18 protein-coding genes are annotated in these 19,735 nt (G+C 66.9%); 11 read left to right on the top strand and 7 right to left on the bottom strand.

Features of this window, described 5'->3' with window-relative positions:
- Positions 1 to 10: 10 nt before the first annotated feature.
- From DM450_RS04995 to DM450_RS04985, 3 genes are all read left to right on the top strand, one after another.
- Complete coding sequence (locus DM450_RS04995; RefSeq protein WP_142632945.1) at positions 11 to 538, top strand: hypothetical protein; 528 nt, start codon at positions 11 to 13, stop codon at positions 536 to 538.
- A 121-nt stretch (positions 539 to 659) separates the two neighbouring features.
- Positions 660 to 3,866, top strand: coding sequence for an autotransporter outer membrane beta-barrel domain-containing protein (locus tag DM450_RS04990; RefSeq protein WP_142632943.1), 3,207 nt, complete (start codon positions 660 to 662; stop codon positions 3,864 to 3,866).
- A 306-nt stretch (positions 3,867 to 4,172) separates the two neighbouring features.
- Positions 4,173 to 5,144 carry a glutathione S-transferase family protein gene (locus DM450_RS04985; RefSeq protein WP_142632941.1) on the top strand — a complete coding sequence of 324 codons (972 nt, stop codon included), beginning with the start codon at positions 4,173 to 4,175 and terminating at the stop codon, positions 5,142 to 5,144.
- Here DM450_RS04985 and DM450_RS04980 read toward each other — a convergent pair whose 3' ends face one another.
- The gene (locus DM450_RS04980; protein ID WP_142632939.1) at positions 5,145 to 5,606 is read right to left on the bottom strand and encodes an Lrp/AsnC family transcriptional regulator; all 462 of its coding nucleotides are present in this window, start codon (positions 5,604 to 5,606) and stop codon (positions 5,145 to 5,147) included.
- A gap of 138 nt (positions 5,607 to 5,744) precedes the next feature.
- Between DM450_RS04980 and DM450_RS04975 the strand changes: the two genes are divergently transcribed.
- Positions 5,745 to 6,488 carry a tryptophan 2,3-dioxygenase family protein gene (locus tag DM450_RS04975; RefSeq protein WP_142632937.1) on the top strand — a complete coding sequence of 248 codons (744 nt, stop codon included), beginning with the start codon at positions 5,745 to 5,747 and terminating at the stop codon, positions 6,486 to 6,488.
- Entirely contained in the window at positions 6,485 to 7,612 is a 1,128-nt protein-coding gene (locus DM450_RS04970) for an aminotransferase class V-fold PLP-dependent enzyme (RefSeq protein ID WP_142632935.1), read from the top strand. Before DM450_RS04975 ends, DM450_RS04970 begins: the two co-directional genes overlap by 4 nt.
- A gap of 2 nt (positions 7,613 to 7,614) precedes the next feature.
- On the opposite strand, the gene DM450_RS04965 is transcribed toward DM450_RS04970, so the two are convergent.
- The 4 genes from DM450_RS04965 to DM450_RS04950 all read right to left on the bottom strand — a co-directional run bounded on the left by DM450_RS04965 (position 7,615) and on the right by DM450_RS04950 (position 11,383).
- Positions 7,615 to 8,625, bottom strand: coding sequence for an endonuclease/exonuclease/phosphatase family protein (locus DM450_RS04965; protein WP_142632933.1), 1,011 nt, complete (start codon positions 8,623 to 8,625; stop codon positions 7,615 to 7,617).
- Between the two features lie 273 nt (positions 8,626 to 8,898).
- Positions 8,899 to 9,744, bottom strand: a complete 846-nt coding sequence (locus DM450_RS04960; RefSeq protein WP_142632931.1) for a hypothetical protein — start codon at positions 9,742 to 9,744, stop codon at positions 8,899 to 8,901.
- A gap of 443 nt (positions 9,745 to 10,187) precedes the next feature.
- A complete protein-coding gene (locus tag DM450_RS04955) occupies positions 10,188 to 10,499 on the bottom strand; it encodes a hypothetical protein (protein ID WP_242526178.1) in 312 nt (103 codons plus the stop codon).
- Positions 10,500 to 10,675: 176 nt separating this feature from the next.
- Positions 10,676 to 11,383 (bottom strand): FCD domain-containing protein, encoded by a 708-nt coding sequence (locus tag DM450_RS04950; RefSeq protein WP_142632929.1) that lies wholly within the window; start codon positions 11,381 to 11,383, stop codon positions 10,676 to 10,678.
- A gap of 157 nt (positions 11,384 to 11,540) precedes the next feature.
- Here DM450_RS04950 and DM450_RS04945 point away from each other — a divergent pair, with 157 nt between their 5' ends.
- The 6 genes from DM450_RS04945 to DM450_RS04920 all read left to right on the top strand — a co-directional run bounded on the left by DM450_RS04945 (position 11,541) and on the right by DM450_RS04920 (position 17,700).
- Entirely contained in the window at positions 11,541 to 13,013 is a 1,473-nt protein-coding gene (locus tag DM450_RS04945; protein ID WP_142632927.1) for an aldehyde dehydrogenase, read from the top strand.
- A gap of 11 nt (positions 13,014 to 13,024) precedes the next feature.
- Entirely contained in the window at positions 13,025 to 13,807 is a 783-nt protein-coding gene (locus DM450_RS04940) for a carboxymuconolactone decarboxylase family protein (protein WP_142632925.1), read from the top strand.
- Positions 13,800 to 14,606, top strand: coding sequence for an NAD(P)-dependent oxidoreductase (locus DM450_RS04935; RefSeq protein WP_142632923.1), 807 nt, complete (start codon positions 13,800 to 13,802; stop codon positions 14,604 to 14,606). The genes DM450_RS04940 and DM450_RS04935 overlap by 8 nt, the downstream gene beginning before the upstream one ends.
- The gene (locus DM450_RS04930) at positions 14,603 to 15,385 is read left to right on the top strand and encodes an SDR family NAD(P)-dependent oxidoreductase (protein WP_142632921.1); all 783 of its coding nucleotides are present in this window, start codon (positions 14,603 to 14,605) and stop codon (positions 15,383 to 15,385) included. The genes DM450_RS04935 and DM450_RS04930 overlap by 4 nt, the downstream gene beginning before the upstream one ends.
- Before the next feature lie 15 nt (positions 15,386 to 15,400).
- The gene (locus DM450_RS04925) at positions 15,401 to 16,186 is read left to right on the top strand and encodes an SDR family oxidoreductase (protein WP_142632919.1); all 786 of its coding nucleotides are present in this window, start codon (positions 15,401 to 15,403) and stop codon (positions 16,184 to 16,186) included.
- A 131-nt stretch (positions 16,187 to 16,317) separates the two neighbouring features.
- Positions 16,318 to 17,700 carry an amino acid permease gene (locus tag DM450_RS04920; protein WP_142632917.1) on the top strand — a complete coding sequence of 461 codons (1,383 nt, stop codon included), beginning with the start codon at positions 16,318 to 16,320 and terminating at the stop codon, positions 17,698 to 17,700.
- A 42-nt stretch (positions 17,701 to 17,742) separates the two neighbouring features.
- Here DM450_RS04920 and DM450_RS04915 read toward each other — a convergent pair whose 3' ends face one another.
- On the bottom strand, positions 17,743 to 18,813 hold the full coding sequence (locus DM450_RS04915) for an alpha-hydroxy acid oxidase (protein ID WP_260610205.1): 1,071 nt from the start codon (positions 18,811 to 18,813) through the stop codon (positions 17,743 to 17,745).
- A gap of 57 nt (positions 18,814 to 18,870) precedes the next feature.
- Positions 18,871 to 19,572, bottom strand: a complete 702-nt coding sequence (locus DM450_RS04910; RefSeq protein ID WP_242526401.1) for an energy transducer TonB — start codon at positions 19,570 to 19,572, stop codon at positions 18,871 to 18,873.
- Between the last annotated feature and the right edge of the window lie 163 nt (positions 19,573 to 19,735).

The following is a 19,735-nucleotide window of genomic DNA, read 5'->3' as shown; positions in this document are numbered from 1 at the left end:
GGAAAAGAGAATGAGGATCGCTCTTGTCATCACTATGTGTTTGGTGATTGCGATCTTCTGGCCGTGGTTAGGCAATCCTTTCAATTATATGCATTTGAAAGACAGCGTCCGGACTTCGATCCCGGTTGCGCTGGTTTTTGGCGAGCCTTGCGCCACGTACAAGGATGGCACCATCGAATACGACATCAGCCCTGCTTGCTATCGGTTTGAAAAGCCGAGGCGCTTCAAAGGCATTTGGCTTTACGAATTTGAGGGCTCTACATTTCTTGAGGGCGTTACATCAGTGCCCAGAACGCGACCGTCGTACCGCGATGCTGCTTGGCTTATGTACGATCCAGCGACCATCGACCCAAAACCAGATTACAATGGATACGCCAAGGGCGGGAACTGCTATCCCATCCATGCCTTTGAGGTTGAATTTATAGGCCAACGCAGCCCCGAACGGCAGGGGCATTTGGGACTCTTCAGCTCTAAAATATGGGTTCGAAAGATGTTGTCTGCAAAGACTCTTCCAGCTCCGAACTGCGAAAGTTATTAGACGCCGCAATGTCCGCCATGGGCCGTAAGCAGCCCTCCCCCTGCCCCCGCCCCCAACTTTTTCCAAGGCCGCCCGGCAAGGCCTCCGTCTTCCCCTTCGAGATCGATCTGAAGGGACGAAGATGCCTCGCTACCTGCTTGCTTCCACCGCGCTGCTGGCCGTCGCCGCCGCCGCCAATGCCGCTCACGCGGAAGACGTGACGACCAAGAAGACCGCCCCCCTCCTCACCTCGACCATCAAGAGCGGCGCCGCCGATGCGATCAATGTGACCAAGGACGGCTCGGTCGTGCTCACTTCGGGCACCGCGATCACGATGGACAGCAACAATGCCGTCGCCAATGCCGGCACCCTGTCGATCAGCAATGCGGACGGCGCCACCGGCATCCGCGCGCTGGCCGGGACCAGCGGCGACATCGTCAACACCGGCACCATCACCATAGACGAGACCTACACGCCGACCGACACCGACAAGGACGGCGACCTCGACGGCCCCTTCGCGCTCGGCGCGAACCGCACCGGCATCAGGATCGAGGGCGATCACACCGGCAAGCTCACCCAGAGCGGCACGATCACCGTCAAGGGCAACAATTCCGCCGGCATCCGCATCGGCGGCACCCTGAACGGCGCCTTCCTGCATGACGGCACCACCAGCGTGCTGGGCGACAACACCGTCGGCGTCGAGACCGGCGCGATCAACGGCAACGTGCGCCTTGCAGGATCGGTCTCGGCGCAGGGCGCCAACGCCGTGGCCGCCCGCTTCGGCGGCGACGTGACCGGCGCGATGGTGATCCAGGGCACTGTCGCCTCGACCGGTTATCGCTACACCGCCGCCCCCGCCGATCCTTCGAAGCTCGATGCCGACGATCTGCTGCAAGGCGGCTCGGCGCTGGTCATCGGCGGCAATGTCACCGGCGGCATCGTGCTCGCCGTGCCGCCCAAAGACAGCGATCCCAACAAGGCCGACGAGGATGGCGACGGCATCGACGACGCCAAGGAAGGCACCGCCAAGATCGCCTCCTACGGCAAGGCCCCGGCCATGGTGATCGGCGCGGCGGGCCGCGACGTGGCGATCGGGCCGGTTGCCGGCACCGCCAGCGGCTTCGGCCTCCAGATCGAAGGCTCGGTGCTGGGTGACGGCGTCTACACCGGCGTCGACGGCAACGGCCTTGCCATCGGCGGTCTGGGTGGCAACGTCACCATCGCCAACGGCATCGGCGTGACCGGCACGGTCTCCGGCAATTCCAAGGACGCCGCCGCCACCGCGATCCGCCTCGGCGCCGGCGCATCGACGCCGCAGCTCCAGAACGGCGGCACCATCTCCGCCGCCAGCGGCAACACCGCCGCCTCGCTCGCCACCGCCGTGAAGATCGAAGCCGGCGCCAGCCTGCCCGCGCTGCGCAACTCCGGCACGATCAAGGCGGCGACCGGCGAGAACGGCACCGCGGTTGCCATCCGCGATGCCTCCGGCACGCTCACGCTGATCGAGAACAGCGGCACCATCTCGGCCACCGGCGCCAAGGCGGACACGGGGCGCAACATCGCCATCGACCTGTCGGGCACTACCTCGGACGTGACCATCCGCCAGACCGAAGTCGCCGCCACCTACACCGCGCCGGCCATCACCGGCGACGTGCGCCTCGGCTCCGGCAACGACACCTTCACGATTGCCGACGGCACCGTGACCGGCAACGTCACTTTCGGCGGCGGCAACGATACCCTCGCGCTTTCGGGCGACGCGGTGCAGACCGGCAAGGTCACTTTCGGCTCGGGCACCGACGCGATGCGCCTTGCCGGCACCTCCCACTTTACCGGCACGGCCGATTTCGGCGGCGGCGCCGATAGCCTGACGCTGGCCGACAGCGCCGTGTTCTCGGGCGCGCTGGCCAATTCCAGCGGCCTTGCCGTCAAGGTCACCGGCGGCACCCTGGACGTCAACAAACCGGCCTCGATCGCCTCGCTGGAGGTGGGTGCCAAGGGCGTTCTGGCGGTCACGCTCGACAAGGCGGCGGGTCAAGGCACGGCGCTCACCGTCGCGGGCAACGCCGCCTTCGCGGAGGGCGCCAAGCTCTCGCTGCGGCTTGCCGACGTCACCACCGCCGAAGGCAACTATACCGTCCTCACCGCCGGTTCGCTGACCGGCCGCGACAAGCTGGAAACCGCGACCGACCTCGTACCCTTCATGTTCAAGGCCACGCTCGACGAGGACGCCCCGGCCAACGTGATCGTTGTCGACGTCGCCCGCCGCACCGTGCAGGAACTGGGCCTCAACCGCTCGCAGTCCACCGCCTATGACGCGATCTTCGCCGCGCTCGCCAAGGATGACGACATCGAGAAGGTGTTCCTCGGCGATACCAGCGGCGATGCCTTCCGCGAACATGTGAGCGAGATGCTGCCCGACCATGCCGGCGGCGCCTTCGAGGGCATCTCGATGGGCGTGCGCACGCTGACCCGCCAGCTTCAGGACCCGCAGGGCCCGGTCTTTGGCGATTCCCGCCTGGTCACCCGCGCGAACCTCTCGTTCTGGGGCAGCGACAAGGGCACGGGCGCCAGCGCCGCCTACAACCTGCAGGGCTACGCGATGTCGCTCAGCGCGGAATATGCCACGAATATCGGCTACTTCGGCGGTACCCTCGCCTACCTGTGGAACCGCTACACGCGCGGCGCGGCCAGCGAGATCAAGTCGAACTCGTGGGAACTGGCCGGTCACTGGCGCCACGAAAGCGGCCCGGTGGCCGCCTATGCCCGCGGCTCGATCGGCCGTGCGAGCTATGACAGCGAGCGCAAGTTCGTCGGCGTGGCGGACGCCGCGACGATCAACCGCGCGATCGAGGGCAGCTGGAACGGCAACTTCGTCACCTTCGCGGGCGGCGCCTCGTGGGAAGGCGGCGGCAAGTACTTCTACTTCCGCCCAGGCGTCTCGGTGGACTACATCCGCCTCAAGGAAGACGGCTACACCGAAACCGGCGGCGGCAAGGCGCTCGACCTCACGGTCGCCTCGCGCACCAGCGACGAACTCGGCGTCAACGGCGGCATGACCGTGGGCATCGATTTCATGGGCGCCAAGGGCCGTGACGACAACTGGTTCCGCATGGAAACCGAAGGCGGCTGGCGCGAAGTGGTCAGCGGCGGCGTGGGAGCGACCACCGCCCACTTCGACGGCGGGCAGGACTTCCGCCTCACCGGCGACGACGCGACGAGCGGCTGGTACGCCCGCCTGCGCGCCATCGGCGGCACCGTGGGCCTCACTCTCGGCGGCGAACTCTCGGCCGAGGATCGCCACGGCCACACCAACCTTGCCCTGCGCGGTTCGGTGGCGATCGGCTGGTAAGCCTTTCGCCGTTCCGGACCGCCTGCGGCGCGCCGGGCAGAGCGGCTCCCCCCCGCCCTTCCCGCCTCTCTCCCGGCGCGCCGCATCCTGTTTGTGAAAATGCCATGTGGCATTTTCGCCGCGGCACCGGCCCGCTCCCCCACCCGACCACCCACTAAGGTACAATCGTTGGGTGGTCGGGTGGGGGAGCGGGCCGGTGCCGCCAAAATCCGCCCACGGCGGATTTTCAAACAGACTCACACCGGTTTACGAACAAGCCCTGATGCCCGATACTCACTGGATCCAATAGAGAATCGAGGCAGAACAATGGGTAAGCTGGTCGACGGCGTCTGGCACGACGTCTGGTACGACACGAAATCGACCGGCGGCCGGTTCGTGCGCAAGGATTCCGCGTTCCGCGACTGGGTAACCGCGGACGGCGCCCCGATCCACGAAGGCGGCCGCGGCTTCAAGGCCGAGGCGGGGCGCTATCACCTCTACGTCAGCCTCGCCTGCCCCTGGGCCCACCGCACGCTGATCGTCCGCGCGCTCAAGGGGCTGGAGGCGATGATCGACGTCTCGGTGGTCAACTGGCTGATGCTCGAACGCGGCTGGACGTTCGATCCCGCCCCCGGCGTCATTGCCGACAGCGTGAACCACGCGGCCAACCTCCACGAAGTCTACGTCAAGGCCGACCCGCACTATACCGGCCGGGTGACGGTGCCGATCCTGTGGGACAAGCAGACCGGAACCATAGTCAGCAACGAATCCGCCGAGATCATCCGCATGTTGGGCGCGGCCTTCGACGGCCTCGGCGCGCGGGCGGGAGACTTCTATCCCGAAGCCCTGCGCGCAGAGATCGATGCGGTGAACGCGCGGGTCTACGACACCGTCAACAACGGCGTCTACAAGGCCGGTTTCGCGACCTCGCAAGAGGCCTACGAGGAAGCCTTCGGCCAATTGTTCGAGAGCCTCGACTGGCTGGAGGACCGCCTGTCCCGCCAGCCCTGGCTGGTCGGCGATACCATGACCGAGGCCGACATCCGCCTGTTCACCACGCTGATCCGCTTCGATGCGGTCTATGTCGGCCACTTCAAATGCAACTTGCGCCGGATCGCGGACTATCCCGCGCTGCAGGCCTATCTGCGCGCCATCTACCAGACGCCCGGCGTGGCGGGGACGGTCAACTTCCAGCACATCAAGGGCCACTATTACGAAAGCCACCGCAGCATCAATCCGACCGGGATCGTGCCGGCGGGACCGCAGCTCGATCTGGAGACGCCGCAAGGGCGCGGCTGATCAGCCCGCCGCGTCGGTCAGGTAGGCGCGCGGCTTCACATCGCGCATCGCCAGCGTCGTGGTGAAGTGGCGCACGCCCGGCAGGCGGCGCAGGCGGTTGCGCAGCAGGTCGTCAAGCTCGGGAACCCCGGCGGTGGCGACCTGCAGGAGATAGTCGAAATCCCCCACCGTCGCGTGGCAGGCGAGCACGGCGGGTTCGTCCTGCACCGCCTGCTCGAACGCCTCGTGCCGGTCGAACGCGATCGAGACATGGACAAAGGCGCTGGTCGACAGGCCGATCCCGGCCGGATCGATCACCGCGCGGTACCCGGCGATGACACCGGCCTTTTCCATCGCCTGCACACGCTTCCATGTCGGCGTCTTGGACATGCCCGCCGCCTCGCCGAGGCTGGCGAACGAGAGCCGCGCGTCATGTTCGAGCGCGCGCAGCAGACGCATGTCGGCGGAATCGAGATCGGGCATGAAACGAATGTCCTACAGAATTTCCCCAAGTCTCTAATCTGTTCCCCGGATCCCCGCAATCACCGTCCAATCAAGACCAATGTTTCGAAGCATCGGTGCTATCGTCCTCCCGACAATCAGCAACCAAGGGGAGAGATCATGGATCGCGCCAAGGTATACGAACAGCTCGCCGCGCCTGCCGCGCTGGATTACGAAGTCTATCTCAAGACTGACAGCCTGCTCGCCTGCCAGAAACCGTGGGACGCGCTGTGCAATGCCGACGAGCTCCAGTTCCAGATCGTCCACCAGGTCGAGGAACTGTGGATGAAGCTGATGGCGGCGACCGTGCTCGACATCGACGAATGCATTGCCGCGGGGCGCGCCCTCCAGGCCAATACCCTGCTCGGCCGCTGCCACCGGCTGATGCGCATGATGATTGCCCAGCTCGACCTGCTGGAAACGATGTCGCCGCGCGAATACCAGGAAATCCGCCTCCAGCTCGGCAACGGCAGCGGTCAGGAATCGCCCGGCTTCCGCATCCTGCTGCGCATCATTCCCGAGCTGTGGCACAGCTTCGACAAGGCCTATGTCTCGGGCGCCGGACGCACCGTGCGCGAGATCTACGACCAGGGTTTTGCCCATGACGAGGCCTATGTCCTGGCCGAAGCGCTGATCGAACTCGACGAACTCTTCGGCAAGTTCCGCTGGCACCACATTTTCCTGATCCATCGGTCGATAGGCATGGGTTCTGCATCGCTTAAGGGTCGTTCTGTCGATCTCCTGCAGGCAGGCGCCAGGCACCGTTTCTTCCCCGCGCTGTGGGACGTGCGGGTGGAAATGACCGACGACTGGGGCCAGGACTACGGCCGCGTACGCGCCAGCATCGGCACCAAAGCCGCATGAGCGACCTGCGCGACCTGTTCCACGTTCCGGCCGAAAACGGCGCCTACCTGCTGGCCCACTCGGTCGGCTGCCAGCCCCGCGCCGCCGCCGCCGCGCTGGACACGCACATGCTGGCGCCCTGGCGGCAGGCAGGCGGCGATGCCTGGCTGCTTTGGCTGGAGACGATCGACGGCTTCCGCGAGCAGGTCGCCGCCCTGCTCGGCGTCGAGCCGGCCAGCGTCGCCCCGCAGACCAGCGTTTCGGCCGCCCTGTTCACGCTGCTTTCGGGCCTCGACCTCTCGCCCGGCAAGAAGGTGGTACTGCTGAGCGAACAGGCGTTCCCGACGATCGGTTTCGTGCTGGCGCCACTGGCGCGGCTCGGCATCACCCCCCGCTTCATTCCCGCCTGTGAAGACCCGTCCAATCCGGCGACATGGGAACGCTACTGCGACGGTGCGGTCGCCGCGGTGATCGCGATGCATGTCCATTCGAACACCGGCCTCGTCGCGCCGCTGGCCGAGATCGCGGCGCTGGCCCGCCGTCACGGCGCCGTCAGTATCGTCGATGCCGCCCAGTCCGCCGGACTCCTGCCGCTTTCGCCTGCCCACTGGGGCGTGGATGCCGTGATCGGATCCTGCGTGAAATGGCTCTGCGGCGGGCCCGGCGCGGGCTACCTCCATATCCGTGAAACCCTGATCCCGGCGCTGGCCCCGCTCGACGTCGGCTGGTTTTCGCACGAAAATCCCTTCGCTTTCGACATCCGCGACTTCCGCTATGCCCCCGACGCGCGCCGCTTCCAGGGCGGCACCCCCTCGATCGCCCCCTTTGCATTGGCCGCCCAGGGCATTCGCACCGTTCGGTCGATCGGACAGGAGCAGATCCTCGCCAACAACCGCGCCTGCATCGCCGCCTTCGAGGACGAGTGCGGGCAATCGCTTGGCTGGTCGAACCGGGGCGGCACCCTCTGCCTTGCCTGCGACGATCCGCAGGCTCTCTCGGAAATCCTCAAGACCGCCGACTACGCGCACGATTTTCGCGGCAACGTGCTGCGCGCCTCGTTCCATGCCTGGAACACCGAGGCGCAAGCACGCGCGCTCGCCCGCTTCGTCAAGCAGGCGGGAGCGGCCATCACCCCCGCCCGCTGACGTCACGTCCTGTTCGTGGGCTGCAACGCATAGTGCACGGTGTAGCCGATGTGATCGGACAGCATCGTGCCGTCGGCCCGCGGACCGAACGGCACGTCCACCCGGGTCGGCACCAGCCGCGCGGCGCCGCCGTCAAACACGAACTGCAAGTCACGCGCCCGCTCGCGGATCCACTCGGCGCCGGAAAGCCGGGCCATGCCTTCAGGATCGGCGACAAAGCGGCGGCTCAGCGCATCGAGACGCTCGGCGCCGGGCACGCCATCGAGCGCGCCGTGCAGCATCGCGATACGGTCTGCCCGCTGGCCCTGGTTGAAGTCGCCCGCCAGCACCGTAGGCACCCCGTCGGCCCGCAGCCGCGCCAGCATCGCCCCGAGGAATGCCGCCTGCCGTCCGAACGCGGCATCGCTGCGACCGTTCGAGGTGCCCGACGCCTTGCGGCAATTGAGATGGGTCGTCGCCACTCGCACGGTGCGACCGCGCGGCAGAGCAAGATCGGCGATCAGCACCCCCTTGGCGGCCAGGCAATCGTAGCCGGCACAATCCTCTGCGGGGAACGCGGCGCGCTCGACCTTGCGGACCGGCAGGTCGGACAGCAGCACCAACCCGCTGTCGACTTGCGCCGGCGCTCCCTCGCCCAGATGCCATTCGCGCCAGAGCGAGCGTGCCAGTGACGGTCCTTGGCGCGACTGCGGCCCCTCGATGACGTAAGGATAGCCCGCCAGCCGGCCGATCGCCTTGGCCTCGGGAATGAAGGCTTCCTGAAGGACCACGACATGCGGCTGAAGGCCCTCCCGGCGCAGCCCCGCCAATCGCTCTGCAATCGCTGCCAGCGCCGCCGGCCGCCCACTGGCGAGCGGCCAGGGCAGGCCCTTCACGTTGTAGGTCATGACCGAAAGATCACCCGGCCGCACTGCCGCCGGCGAGACGGGTACCGCCGGAACCGGCGCAGTCACCGCCGTGGCAGGCTGACCGTCGAACAGACCTGCAAACAGGCCCGCCAGCATCAGGGCCATGCAGCCCGCCCCCGCCATGCGTACACGCCGCCGCTCATGCGGCCTGCCCCTGATTGGTGCGCCCGCTGCTTCCGATCCATCCGTCATTGTCGCTCCCTTTCGGGTTTCCGCCCGCCCGCGCGCCCAGGCAACCGGCCTGACACGGCGACGATGAAGCTGCGTCAGTTCGGTTTCAGCCCTTGCGGCATGGCCACGCAATCCAAGACGCCGCCCGTAGCGCCAATCCGGAGCCCCGGCTGGCGAGATGGCGATCTTTAACGATCCAAGCCGATTCTATCTTGGCGACACCACTGCCACGCCGGAATTCCCGCCGGGCATGACGACCGGCATCCTGCTGGCTACCACTTGCGAGGTCTTGCGCTCGATCGACCAGAGCACGCGGTCTGGCCCCTTGGCGCCCTGCTCCCAGCCCACCGCCTGGCCGCCAGTCGGCAGGGCGATGGTGGCCACATGCTCCAGCACGCTGCCCTTCGCGGGAAGCCGCATCGCATAGGCCTCGGACCGATCATGCCCGGTCACGTAGAGCAACCCGTCCTGCCCCCACGAACCGCCGGAGGAACTGCGCGGCGCAAAGCGTTCCAGCACGCTCTGCGGGAAGGTCCATGCCCCGGTTTCGGCGAGCCTGTCGTCGAGCCGGACCAGCGTGGTGAAGCGATGATCCCGCCCCGGCTCGCCGCCCTTGGCGTCGTAATTCGCGTAACAGGCATACCAGGCGCCGTCGTGGCGGCTCAGCCAGGTGAGCGAGCCGTGACCATGGCCGAGCGACTGGCTGCGCAGGACCTTCAGCGTCTTCGCATCGAACCACAGCACTTCGCTGCGCATCGGCACTTGCGGATAGTTGGATGCCGCACAGACCAGTTCGCGGCCGTCGACTTCGCAGGAATTGATGTGCGGATAGCGGACCGGATTGCCCGACCAGGCGGCCACCCGCTTGCCGCTGCGCGCATCGTAGCGACCGATCTCATGATTGCCGATGGCATAGACCCGGCCGTGGCTGGCAGTCGCCCCCTGCCGCGCCTCCTCGGCCGGCAGGCGGCGCAGTTCGGTGGCCGCAAGCGCAGACGGCTCGCTTGCGGCGGGGGCGGAGAGCGCAGCGGCCAGCAAAAGCAGCGGCGCCATCAGTAACGGGCCTGCAGGCCGCCGAAGATCGTGCGGCCGTAGCAGTCGTTCGGAACACTCCAATCGCGCATGGCGCCAGAATAAAGTCTCACCGGCTCGTCGGTCAAGTTTCGTCCCTCCAGGAACAGGTTGAGACGCGGCAGGATCTGCGCGCTGCCGCCAATGGCGAAACGCCGTAGGCGGCGTGGATGACGGAATGATCACCGTTTGATTATGGTTTGGCGACATTGTTGCGTCGCGGCGCAACCGGGCCCTCAACCGAGGCCAGCGGTCTGCCGGAGTGTCTTGCAAACGGGTGCGATCGGGTGCGATCGCCTGCAGGCATCCTCTCACCTTCCCGCCAGGAAGATGACACCTCTGCGTGCTGTCCCTGAACCTTCAGGCACCGTCTCGCGCGGTGCTTTCCTATGTCTTGGGCCGAGGATCCTGCCCGGCCGAACCCATCAGCGGTTTATCACTGCGCTGATGCGATGGGAAAACGGATGACCCGGCGTTGCCCCACGCGAAATGTGCGTGAACAGGCCCGGGTCGAGCAAGGACAGCCGCGCTTCGAGCAGCGGGACATCCTCCCCCTTGCGAACATCGATGTGGACATGCAGCTTGCCGTTGAAATCAAGACTGATCGCCGCAGCCTCGGGGAATTCCTCCCGAAGCATCCGCAGGATGTCATCAAGTTGTTCGGTCAAGCTTTTTGCGTCCGATTGTGCCGCAATCGCGCCACCATCAATGGAATAGATGCGTGCATCTTTCGACATAAGGCAGGAAACCCCTGTTAAGTTGCACGCACGATCTTAACTGATTCCCCTTAGGGAAGAATGCTATATTTTGAGATGGCGCAAAGAATTTTTCCCCAATTGGATGTAGGATCTAGCGCCGGACCGATTTGACCACGCCCTCCTTCGGAGCAGTCTTTTCGCCTCCCGGATTCGAATCACCCGATTCGCGTCGGCCTCGTCCCGCCCATCACCACCGCCCGGTTCTGCCGATTGGCCTCGAAGCGAGCGAGATCGGCATCGCCCGCCAGGATCGCGGCGATGATCCGCAAGCGTCCCTCGCGCCAGGTCTCCACCCCGATGCCGGAAACCCCGACGACCGCGCCGTCGCGGCGCGCGGCATGATTCAGGGTGACCCGCGTCAGCATCTCGAACAGCGGACGGCGCACCATCTGGAACAGCAGTTCCTGAAAGGCTTCCTCGAACTGCCCGAACTCGGCCATCGTGGAATAGTGGGCCGCATCATCCCCCATGGCGCGGAGCCGCCCTCGCAGGGTCGGATCGCTGCATCGCGCCGCCGCCGTCGCCAGTTCGGTGAACAGCAGCGACGTCATGTCGAGCGCCTCCGCATAGCCCGCCGGATTCATCCGCATGTAGGACGAAAGCGCGCGTTCCAGCGCCGCCGCATCGGGCCGTGCACCGTAGTAGCCCCCGCCGGGACCGCGCCGCACTTCCAGCAGGCCTTCGTGCTCCAGCACCCGCGCAGCCTGCTGGAGCGTGACGATGCCCACCGCAAGATCCCGCGCCAGTTCATGCAACCCGCCCAGCAACACCCCCGGCGCCTCGGCAAAGATCCGTTCGCGCAAAGTCTCGGTAGTGCGGGCAACCAGATTGGTGCCCTTTTTTCGCCCCGGTGTGCGCTCCATCCATCACTCCGATAATAAGCACATTATTGCAAAATTATCGGCATTTTCACGACGTTTTCGGCAAATTCAAGTCAATTGACCGCGTATATTTGCCTCCATACTCTCCATCCACAACCGAGCGGCAGCAAGCGCCCCACTGGAGAGGATTGAAACGAGGATGGGCTTCCAACATCCTGACATCTCGGCATTTCCCGAGATTTCACTGGTCATTGGCGAGGAACGCGCGCGTGCCGGCAGCGGTGCCGACTGGGCGCACGTCTACCCCGGCACCGGCCGCGTCACCCGCGAGATCCGTCTCGCCAGCCCCGCCGACGTCGACCGCGCCGTTGCCGCCGCCAAGGCCGCGCAGCCCGCATGGCGCGCGCTTGCGGGCGACAAGCGGCGCGACCTGATGTTCCGCCTTGCCGCCGTGATCGAGGGCAAGGCCGCGGAAATGAGCCCGCTGCTCACCGCCGAAAACGGCTCGATCCTGATCGCGGGCGGCCACATGAGCCAGGACGCCGCGCAGAAGTTCCGCTATTACGGCGGCATGGCCGACAAGGTCGACGGCCGCACCGTCTCCACCTGGGGCGGCCCCGCGCTCGATTACGTGATGTACGAGCCTTACGGCACCGTCGGTATCATCGTGCCCTGGAACGGCCCGCTGTTCGCCGCCACCATGGTCATGGCCCCAGCGCTGGCGGCAGGCAACTGCGTGGTACTCAAGGCGCCCGAACTCGCCCCCTGGTCGCTGATGAAGCTGATGGAAGCGGTCCACGAGGCCGGTTTCCCGGCAGGCGTGGTCAACCTCGTCACCGGCGGGCCGGACGTCGGCGCGGCGATGGTCAGCCATCCCGGCATCGACAAGATCGAATTCATCGGCAGCGGCGCCACCGCAAGGAAGATCCTCGCCAGCGCATCCCAAAGCCTGAAGCCCGTCGGGCTCGAACTCGGCGGCAAGTCGGCGGTCATGGTCTTTGCCGACGCCAACCTGCAGGCCGCCGCCAGGCGCGGCCTCTCGGGCGCGGTCAGCGCCAACGGACAGGGCTGCGTCAACGGCACGCGCCTGCTGGTCGAGCGCGCGGTCTACGAACCCTACCTCCAGATGCTGAAAGCCATGGCCGCGCACGTGAAGGTCGGCGATCCCTTTGCGCTGGACACCTTCATGGGGCCCGTCATCTCGCAAACCGCGCTCGAACGCATCGACGGCATGGTGCAGCGCGGCGTTGCCGCCGGTGCCGAAGCGCTCTGCGGCGGCGCGCGAATGGAAGGCGATCACGCCGAGGGCTATTTCTACCCGATCACCGTTCTCGCCGGCGTCGACCCGAGCAGCGAGATCGCCCGGAATGAGGTGTTCGGCCCGGTCCTTGTCGTCACCCCGTTCGACGGCGAGGACGAGGCCATCCAGCTTGCCAACGACAGCGACTACGGCCTCGGCGCCTATGTCCACACCACCGATCTTGCCCGCGGCCACCGCGTCGCCGGGCAGATGATGGCAGGGCAGGTGCAGGTCAACGGTTCGGGCGAGGCGATGACCCCCTGCGTGCCCTTCGGCGGCATGAAACACTCCGGACACGGCCGCCTCGGCGGGATCGAGGGCCTGCGCGAGTTCCAGCAGGTACGCAACGTCTGGGTCAACCTTCAGGACTGAGGAGAGAGGACATGACGCTTCTCGACCCGGCCGAGCGCAGCGCGCGCGGCCTTGCCACCGCGGCCGAGGCGACCGGCCGCGCGGCCGATGCCCCGACCACGCTGCTTGAGGAATCGTGGCGTGACTTCGTCTTTGCCGAAGTCTGGACACGCCCCGGCCTGCCCCGCCGCGCGCGCTTCCTTGTCGCCATGGCAAGCGCGGCGATCTGCGGCCTCGAGGACCGCGAGCTAGACGATTTCGTGCGCGGCGCGCTGACCTCGAACGAACTGGCACTGGCCGAACTGCGCGAGGCGGCGCTTCACCTCGCGGTCTATTCGGGCTGGGGCAACGGCGGACGGCTAGACCGTTCGGTGAGCCGCGTGGCTGCCGAACTGGGCCTTCCTCCTGCCGCAGTGCCGCCGATCCGCGCCGAGCCCTGGGACCCGGATCTGCGTATCCAGCAGGGCCATGACGAATTCGCCAAGGTCATGACGTTCCCGCCCGGCCCACCGGCCACGCCTTATCTGCTGGGCATCAACAACTTCGTGTTCGGCGAGATGTGGCGCCGCCGCGGCCTCGACGAGCCCTCGCGCCGCTGGATCACGCTGGTGGGGGTCTGCGAATCCGGGGCCGACATCCCGATCAAGAGCCACATCCACGCCGCCATGGCGAGCGGCAACTGCAAGCCCGACGAAATGCTCGAATTCTGCCTGCAATACGGCACGCACGCGGGCTGGCCCAAAGCCTCGCGCATGCAGATGGTCGTCCTCGAAATGATCCGCAAAGTGCAGGAAGGGCTCCCCTGGCATGGTTAGGACAGGTTTCATCGGCCTTGGCTCGCAAGGCGCGCCGATGGCCGAACGCATGCTCTCGGCAGGCTTTCCGCTCACCGTCTGGGCCAGACGGCCCGAGGCGGCGGACGATCTCGTTGCCAAGGGCGCCGTGCGCGCGGGCAGTGTTGCCGAACTCGGCGCCGCTTGCGACCTTGTGGGACTTTGCGTCGTCGATGATGCCGGGGTCGAGACCGTCGCGGCCAAGCTGATCCCGGCCATGGCGCCTGGCAGCGTGCTGGTGATCCATTCGACGGTGCTGCCGCAGACATGCGAACGCCTCGCCGAGACGGCGGCGGCGCGCGGCGTCCTGCTGCTCGACGCGCCCGTCAGCGGCGGCGGCGCGGGCGCGGCGGCAGGCACGCTCACCGTCATGTGCGGCGGCAGTGCCGAGGCCTACGACAAGGCCCTGCCCGCGCTTGAGAGTTTTGCCGGCAAGATCGTGCTGCTGGGTCCGGTCGGCGCCGGACAGCGCGCCAAGATCGTCAACAACGCGCTGATGGCGGCGAACATGGGTCTTGCCCACGCCGCGCTGTCGCTGGGCGAGAAACTCGGCATCGAGCGGGGAGCGCTGGCCGACCTGGTCAGGCATTCCAGCGGCCGCAGCTTTGGCTTCGAAGTCTACGCCCGCCTGCCCGCACCCACGGCTTTCGCCCACGGCGGCAAGCTGCTGCGCAAGGACGTGGACCTGCTTGGCGCCATAACCTCTACCGGCAATGCACTGGCGCAGGCCGCCGATCCCTTCCTTCACGCGGCCCTCAACGAGACGGAACCGACGCCATGAGCGTGATCTTCAAGAACCTCGCCATGGCCGGAAGGGCCGCGATCGTCACCGGCGCGGCTTCCGGCCTCGGCCGGATGACCGCGCTCAAGCTCGCCGAAGCGGGCGCCGACCTCTGGCTGGTCGACATCAACGAGGCCGGTCTTGCCGAGACCATCGCCCTGCTCGCCCCGAGCGGCCGCGCGGCGGGCAGCGAGGTTGCCGATCTTTCCAGCCCGGAGGCCTGCCACGCGGTCGTTGCCCACGCGCTCCAAAAGTTCGGCCGTCTCGATGCGCTGTGCAACGTCGCGGGGCTGATCTACCTCGCCAACACCCCGCAGATGCCGCAGGTGCAGTACGAGCGCACCATCGATGTCAATCTCAACGCGCCGTTCTTCCTCTCGCAAGCGGCGATCCCGCACCTGCTCGCAAGCGATGCCGAGGGTGGCGGCGCCATCGTCAACGTCACCTCCTGCGCCTCCTACATCGGCGAGGCCTATGCCGCCGCCTACTGCGCCAGCAAGTGGGGTCTGCTGGGGATGACCAAGGCCATGGCCATGGAATTCCAGAAGCAGCCCATCCGCATCAACGCCGTCGCCCCCGGCGGCATGATTACCAACATCATCAGCAACTTCGCCCCGCCAGAGAACTGCGACTTCGAACTGCTCAAGCGCTTCTCCGGCATGCGCGGCCAGGTCGAGGTGGAGGACGTGGCCGACACCATCGTCCTGCTCGCCTCGCCCGCCGGACGCGGCTTCCACGGCGCCTGCATCACGCTCGACGCCGGCATCACCGCCGGCTGACAAGGATTTCACGAAATGACCTTTACACTCGATCAGTTCCGCCTCGACGACAAGGTCGCGGTCGTCACCGGTGCCGGTGGACGCGGCAACTCCATCGGCCGGGCCTATGCGCTGGGCCTCGCCGGTGCCGGCGCCTCGGTCGTCGTCGCCGACCTCAACGAAGACGGCGCCAGGGCCGTGGCCGAGGAAATCGTCGCAGCCGGAGGAAAGGCGATCGGCGTGCGCGTCGACGTTGCCGACGAGGCCTCCACGCTGGCCATGGCCGCGGCGGCGATAGCGGCGTTCGGCGGCGTCGACATTCTCGTCAACAACGCCGCGCTGATGGTCGATGTCTCCTACGACAACTGCGAGACCGTCAGCCTCGACGCCTGGAACAAGGCCTTTGCGGTGAACCTCAACGGCGCGCTGCTCTGCGCCCGGGCGGTGATCCCGTCCATGCGTGAACGCGGCGGCGGGCGCATCATCAACCAGACGTCGGGCGGCGCCTTCCCGGCAACCGGCCTCTACGGCATCACCAAGCTCGCGCTCGTCGGCCTGACCACCACGCTCGCCAAGCAATTCGGCAAGGCCGGGATCACCTGCAACGCCATCGCCCCGGGCAATGTCACCTCGGACGCGGGCAAGATGCTTGTCCCCGACGATTCGCCGTTCATCAAGTTCCTCGAGATGACCTGCGCCATGCGCCCGCGCGGCACCCCCGACGAACTGGTCGGCACTGCCCTGCTGCTGTGCTCACCGGCGGGCCAGTGGATCACCGGGCAGACCATCCACGTCGACGGCGGCTGGGTGCTGCGGCCATAAGACTCGAAATCCGCGCAATAAATACGGTCCTGCGCGCAACAATTTGCACGAGGGACGCAATCATATCTTGCGTTCCTCGGCAAATCCTGCTGCCTGCCGCCGGTCAAAAATCACGGTGAGAGGCAAGAGCGATGAACTTCATGACCCGGCGCAAGCCGCTCGTTCCGGGCGGGCATCATGCCAGCGGACTGAAAAAGTCGCTCGGCTGGCCGCATTTGATGGCACTGGGCGTCGGCGCCATCATCGGCACCGGCATCTACACGCTGACCGGCGTGGCGGCGGGTCTTGCCGGTCCCGCGGTGGTACTCTCCTTCGCGATTGCCGGTGCGGTCTGCGCCTGCGCGGCGCTGTGCTACGCCGAAATGGCCAGCCTCACGCCGCAGGCAGGCAGCGCCTACACCTATTCCTACGTCGCGGTCGGCGAAGCGCTCGCCTGGGTGATCGGCTGGAGCCTGATCCTCGAATATACGCTGGTCTGCTCGGCGGTTTCGGTCGGCTGGTCGGGTTATGCCTCCGGCCTTATCCGCCAGGCTGGCTGGGGCGTGCCGGACACGCTGCTGGCAGGCGGCATGATCGACGTTCCCGCGATCTTCATCGCCCTGGCCGTCACCGGCGTGCTCCTGGCCGGCACGCGCGAAAGCGCAACGCTGAACTTCATCCTCGTCATCGTTAAGATGGTCGCGCTGGCCGCCTTTGTGGCGCTCGCCCTGCCCTCGTTCGACCTTGCCCACTTCCAGCCCTTCGCCCCGTTCGGCTATGGCGCCGCCGATATCGACGGCAAGAAGTTCGGCGTGATGGGCGCGGCCGCGATCATCTTCTTCGCGTTCTACGGCTTCGACGCGATCTCTACCGCCGCCGAGGAATCCAAGAACCCCAAGCGGGACCTCACCATCGGCATCGTCGGTTCTATGGTGATCTGCACGCTGGTCTATGTCGGCGTCGCCGCGGCAGCCCTTGGCGCCGTGCCCTTCACGCTCTTTGCGCCGAGCCCCGAACCGCTGGCCTATGTGCTCAAGAGCCTGAACCACCCCGCCGCCGCCGCACTGATCGGCATGGCTGCGGTCATCGCCATGCCCACGGTCATCATGGTCTTCATGTTCGGCCAGAGCCGCGTATTCTTCGCCATGGCCCGCGACGGACTGCTGCCGCGGCGCCTCTCCACGGTGAACAAGCGCGGCGTTCCGGTCACCGTCACCGTGCTGACCGGCCTGGTCGCGGCGGTGATTTCCGGCCTGATGCCGCTCGACGAGATCGCCTCGCTGGCCAACGCGGGCACGCTCGCGGCCTTCATCGCCACTGCCATCGCAGTGATGGTGCTGCGTCGCCGCTCGCCCGAACTGGAGCGGCCTTTCGTGACCCCGCTGGTGTGGCTGGTCGGCCCCGCCACGATCCTGGGCTGCGCCTACCTCTTCACCAGCCTGCAACTGCGCACGATCGAGTTCTTCGTGGTGTGGAACGTGATCGGATTCGTGCTTTACGCGGTTGCCGGAACCCTGCGCGCAAAGGCCGCCTGAAACGCCATGCCGACCGGCAGCGGGCACGTCGCCCGCTGCCGGTCAGGCCAGTAAGCCCGCGCCAATCTGCGAGAGTTCCCGGCATCCGGCCTGCGCCATCGCCAGTTCCAATTCCGCGCGCAACATATGCAGCATGTGCGCAACCCCCGGCATCCCCGCCACCGCCAGCGCATGAAGCTGGGGACGCCCGATCAGCACCGCGCTCGCACCGAGCGCCAGTGCCTTCAGGACGTCCGTCCCCCGCCGGACCCCGCCGTCGAGCAGGAGCGGCACCTTTCCTTCGACCGCCGCCGCCATCGCGGGCAAGGCCGCCATCGGCGTAATCAGCCCGTCGAGCACCCGCCCGCCGTGGTTGGAGACGACGATCCCGTCCATCCCCAGCAGCACCGCCTCTCGCGCATCCTCGGGCGACAGCAGCCCCTTGATGACGACCGGCAACTGCGTCTGCCCGCGCAGCCAGGCAATATCGTCCCAGGTCGGCGCGGCATCGGCCAGCGGCGTGCCGAACACGATCTGCCCGCCCGCCGCCTGCGCGCGCTGGATCGTGCGCGGGAAGGCGGCAAGGTTCGCCGCCGACACCCCGGCCGGAAGCGCGAATTCGGAGCGCTTGATCGCGGCATCGACCGTGACCATCAGGACCTGATAACCCGCCGCCTCGGCTCGGCGCACCAGTTCGAGACTGTGCGCCCGGTCGGGCTGGAAATAGAGCTGGAACCAGAGCGGTGACAGGTCGCGCGCCAGTTCGTGCGCAGCGCCGCGCGCTGCCTGGGCGATCTCCTCCAGCGTGATGCTGGCAAGAGTGCTGACCACCATCGTCGTATCAAGCGCGGTCGCGGCCTGGATCGAAGCCAGTTCGCCGGCCGGATGGGCAAGGCGGTGATAGGCCACCGGCGCCAGCAGGATCGGCGCGGCATGGCGATGGCCCAGCAGCTCCAGCGCCGTCGTGCCGCCGGTCAGATCCCGCAGCATGCGCGGCACGAAACGCAAGGCATCGAACTGCGCGTGGTTGTCGGCCAGCGTCAGTCCGGCGTCGGCGCCCGACTGGACATGCTCCCAGGCATCGGGGGCAAAATGATCCCTGGCTCGCCGCTCGTAATCGGCAAGCGAGCGCAAGTCCGCGGGGATCGCGGTGAGCGGCGGCAGGTGGGTCAGGTCCGGCTCCCGGCGCTGTCAGGTCTGGAGGACGAAGGGAATCTCGACCAGTCCGCGCACCATCACCGGCGCGCCGTCCCGCCGCGTGGGCGACCAGCGCCAGCGACGCACGGCCGAAAGTGCCGCATGGTCGAGACGCTCGAACCCGCTGCTCTTCGAGATCGAGATATCCGAAACCGTTCCGTCGAGCCCCAGCATGACGGCCAGCACCACCGTGCCCTGCTCGCGCTTGCGGCGCGAATCGAGCGGATAGCGCGGCGGCGTGGCCGAGATCATCTTCGAGGAAAGATCGCCGGCATTCTCCACACGGGGCGCCGGTGCCGGAGCGGCAGGCGCCGCGTTGGTCGACGTTACCGGGGCCGAAGCCACGGCCGACACGGCAGGGGCGGGAACCGGCACCGGCGAGGTGGCGACAGGCGGCGGATTGTCGACCAGCACGATCGGCGGCGGCGGCGCCACGATCGGCGAGGCTGGCGGCGGCACCACCGGCACCGGCTTCACCTCCTGCCGTGGGGGCGGCGGGGGCGGCGGCGACTCGAGATTGGCGACGACGATGCGCTGGTGCGGCTGCTTCTGGAAGCTCACGACATTCATCGAGATGATCGTTGCCATGAGCCCGGCGACGACGGCAACCGAAGCCCCGATCGCGGTGAAATTCGGCCTGCTGTTTTCACCATAGCGACCTGCCGACTGCCAGGAACCCGCGGAAACCTGCGGCATCGCGATCACCAATCCGCGCTCCTCCGTTGTTGTGCCCGGCCCATGATCGAGCACGGAAACAACGGGATCGGAGCGCATGAGCAGGCCCGATTGCGGAATTGAAGCCAATCCAGTCAACTTGGGTAATCCCCATTGGGACGGCGGCCCCGCCCCGGCTATTGCG

The organism is Sphingomonas sp. IC081, assembly GCF_006874585.1.
GTDB lineage: Bacteria > Pseudomonadota > Alphaproteobacteria > Sphingomonadales > Sphingomonadaceae > Novosphingobium.
The sequence above is the reverse complement of the archived record's forward strand: the minus strand, read 5'-3'. Positions and strand labels throughout refer to the sequence as shown.

What these genes read in the sequence shown, in the direction of transcription:
- DM450_RS04930 (WP_142632921.1), top strand. Translation starts at nt 14,603, where the DNA reads ATGAGCGTGATCTTCAAGAACCTCGCCATGGCCGGAAGGGCCGCGATC.
- DM450_RS04955 (WP_242526178.1), bottom strand. Translation starts at nt 10,499, where the DNA reads ATGTCGAAAGATGCACGCATCTATTCCATTGATGGTGGCGCGATTGCG.
- DM450_RS04925 (WP_142632919.1), top strand. Translation starts at nt 15,401, where the DNA reads ATGACCTTTACACTCGATCAGTTCCGCCTCGACGACAAGGTCGCGGTC.
- DM450_RS04975 (WP_142632937.1), top strand. Translation starts at nt 5,745, where the DNA reads ATGGATCGCGCCAAGGTATACGAACAGCTCGCCGCGCCTGCCGCGCTG.
- DM450_RS04960 (WP_142632931.1), bottom strand. Translation starts at nt 9,744, where the DNA reads ATGGCGCCGCTGCTTTTGCTGGCCGCTGCGCTCTCCGCCCCCGCCGCA.
- DM450_RS04965 (WP_142632933.1), bottom strand. Translation starts at nt 8,625, where the DNA reads ATGGCCCTGATGCTGGCGGGCCTGTTTGCAGGTCTGTTCGACGGTCAG.
- DM450_RS04985 (WP_142632941.1), top strand. Translation starts at nt 4,173, where the DNA reads ATGGGTAAGCTGGTCGACGGCGTCTGGCACGACGTCTGGTACGACACG.
- DM450_RS04920 (WP_142632917.1), top strand. Translation starts at nt 16,318, where the DNA reads ATGAACTTCATGACCCGGCGCAAGCCGCTCGTTCCGGGCGGGCATCAT.
- DM450_RS04940 (WP_142632925.1), top strand. Translation starts at nt 13,025, where the DNA reads ATGACGCTTCTCGACCCGGCCGAGCGCAGCGCGCGCGGCCTTGCCACC.
- DM450_RS04990 (WP_142632943.1), top strand. Translation starts at nt 660, where the DNA reads ATGCCTCGCTACCTGCTTGCTTCCACCGCGCTGCTGGCCGTCGCCGCC.
- DM450_RS04980 (WP_142632939.1), bottom strand. Translation starts at nt 5,606, where the DNA reads ATGCCCGATCTCGATTCCGCCGACATGCGTCTGCTGCGCGCGCTCGAA.
- DM450_RS04935 (WP_142632923.1), top strand. Translation starts at nt 13,800, where the DNA reads ATGGTTAGGACAGGTTTCATCGGCCTTGGCTCGCAAGGCGCGCCGATG.
- DM450_RS04970 (WP_142632935.1), top strand. Translation starts at nt 6,485, where the DNA reads ATGAGCGACCTGCGCGACCTGTTCCACGTTCCGGCCGAAAACGGCGCC.
- DM450_RS04995 (WP_142632945.1), top strand. Translation starts at nt 11, where the DNA reads ATGAGGATCGCTCTTGTCATCACTATGTGTTTGGTGATTGCGATCTTC.
- DM450_RS04945 (WP_142632927.1), top strand. Translation starts at nt 11,541, where the DNA reads ATGGGCTTCCAACATCCTGACATCTCGGCATTTCCCGAGATTTCACTG.
- DM450_RS04910 (WP_242526401.1), bottom strand. Translation starts at nt 19,572, where the DNA reads ATGCCGCAGGTTTCCGCGGGTTCCTGGCAGTCGGCAGGTCGCTATGGT.
- DM450_RS04950 (WP_142632929.1), bottom strand. Translation starts at nt 11,383, where the DNA reads ATGGAGCGCACACCGGGGCGAAAAAAGGGCACCAATCTGGTTGCCCGC.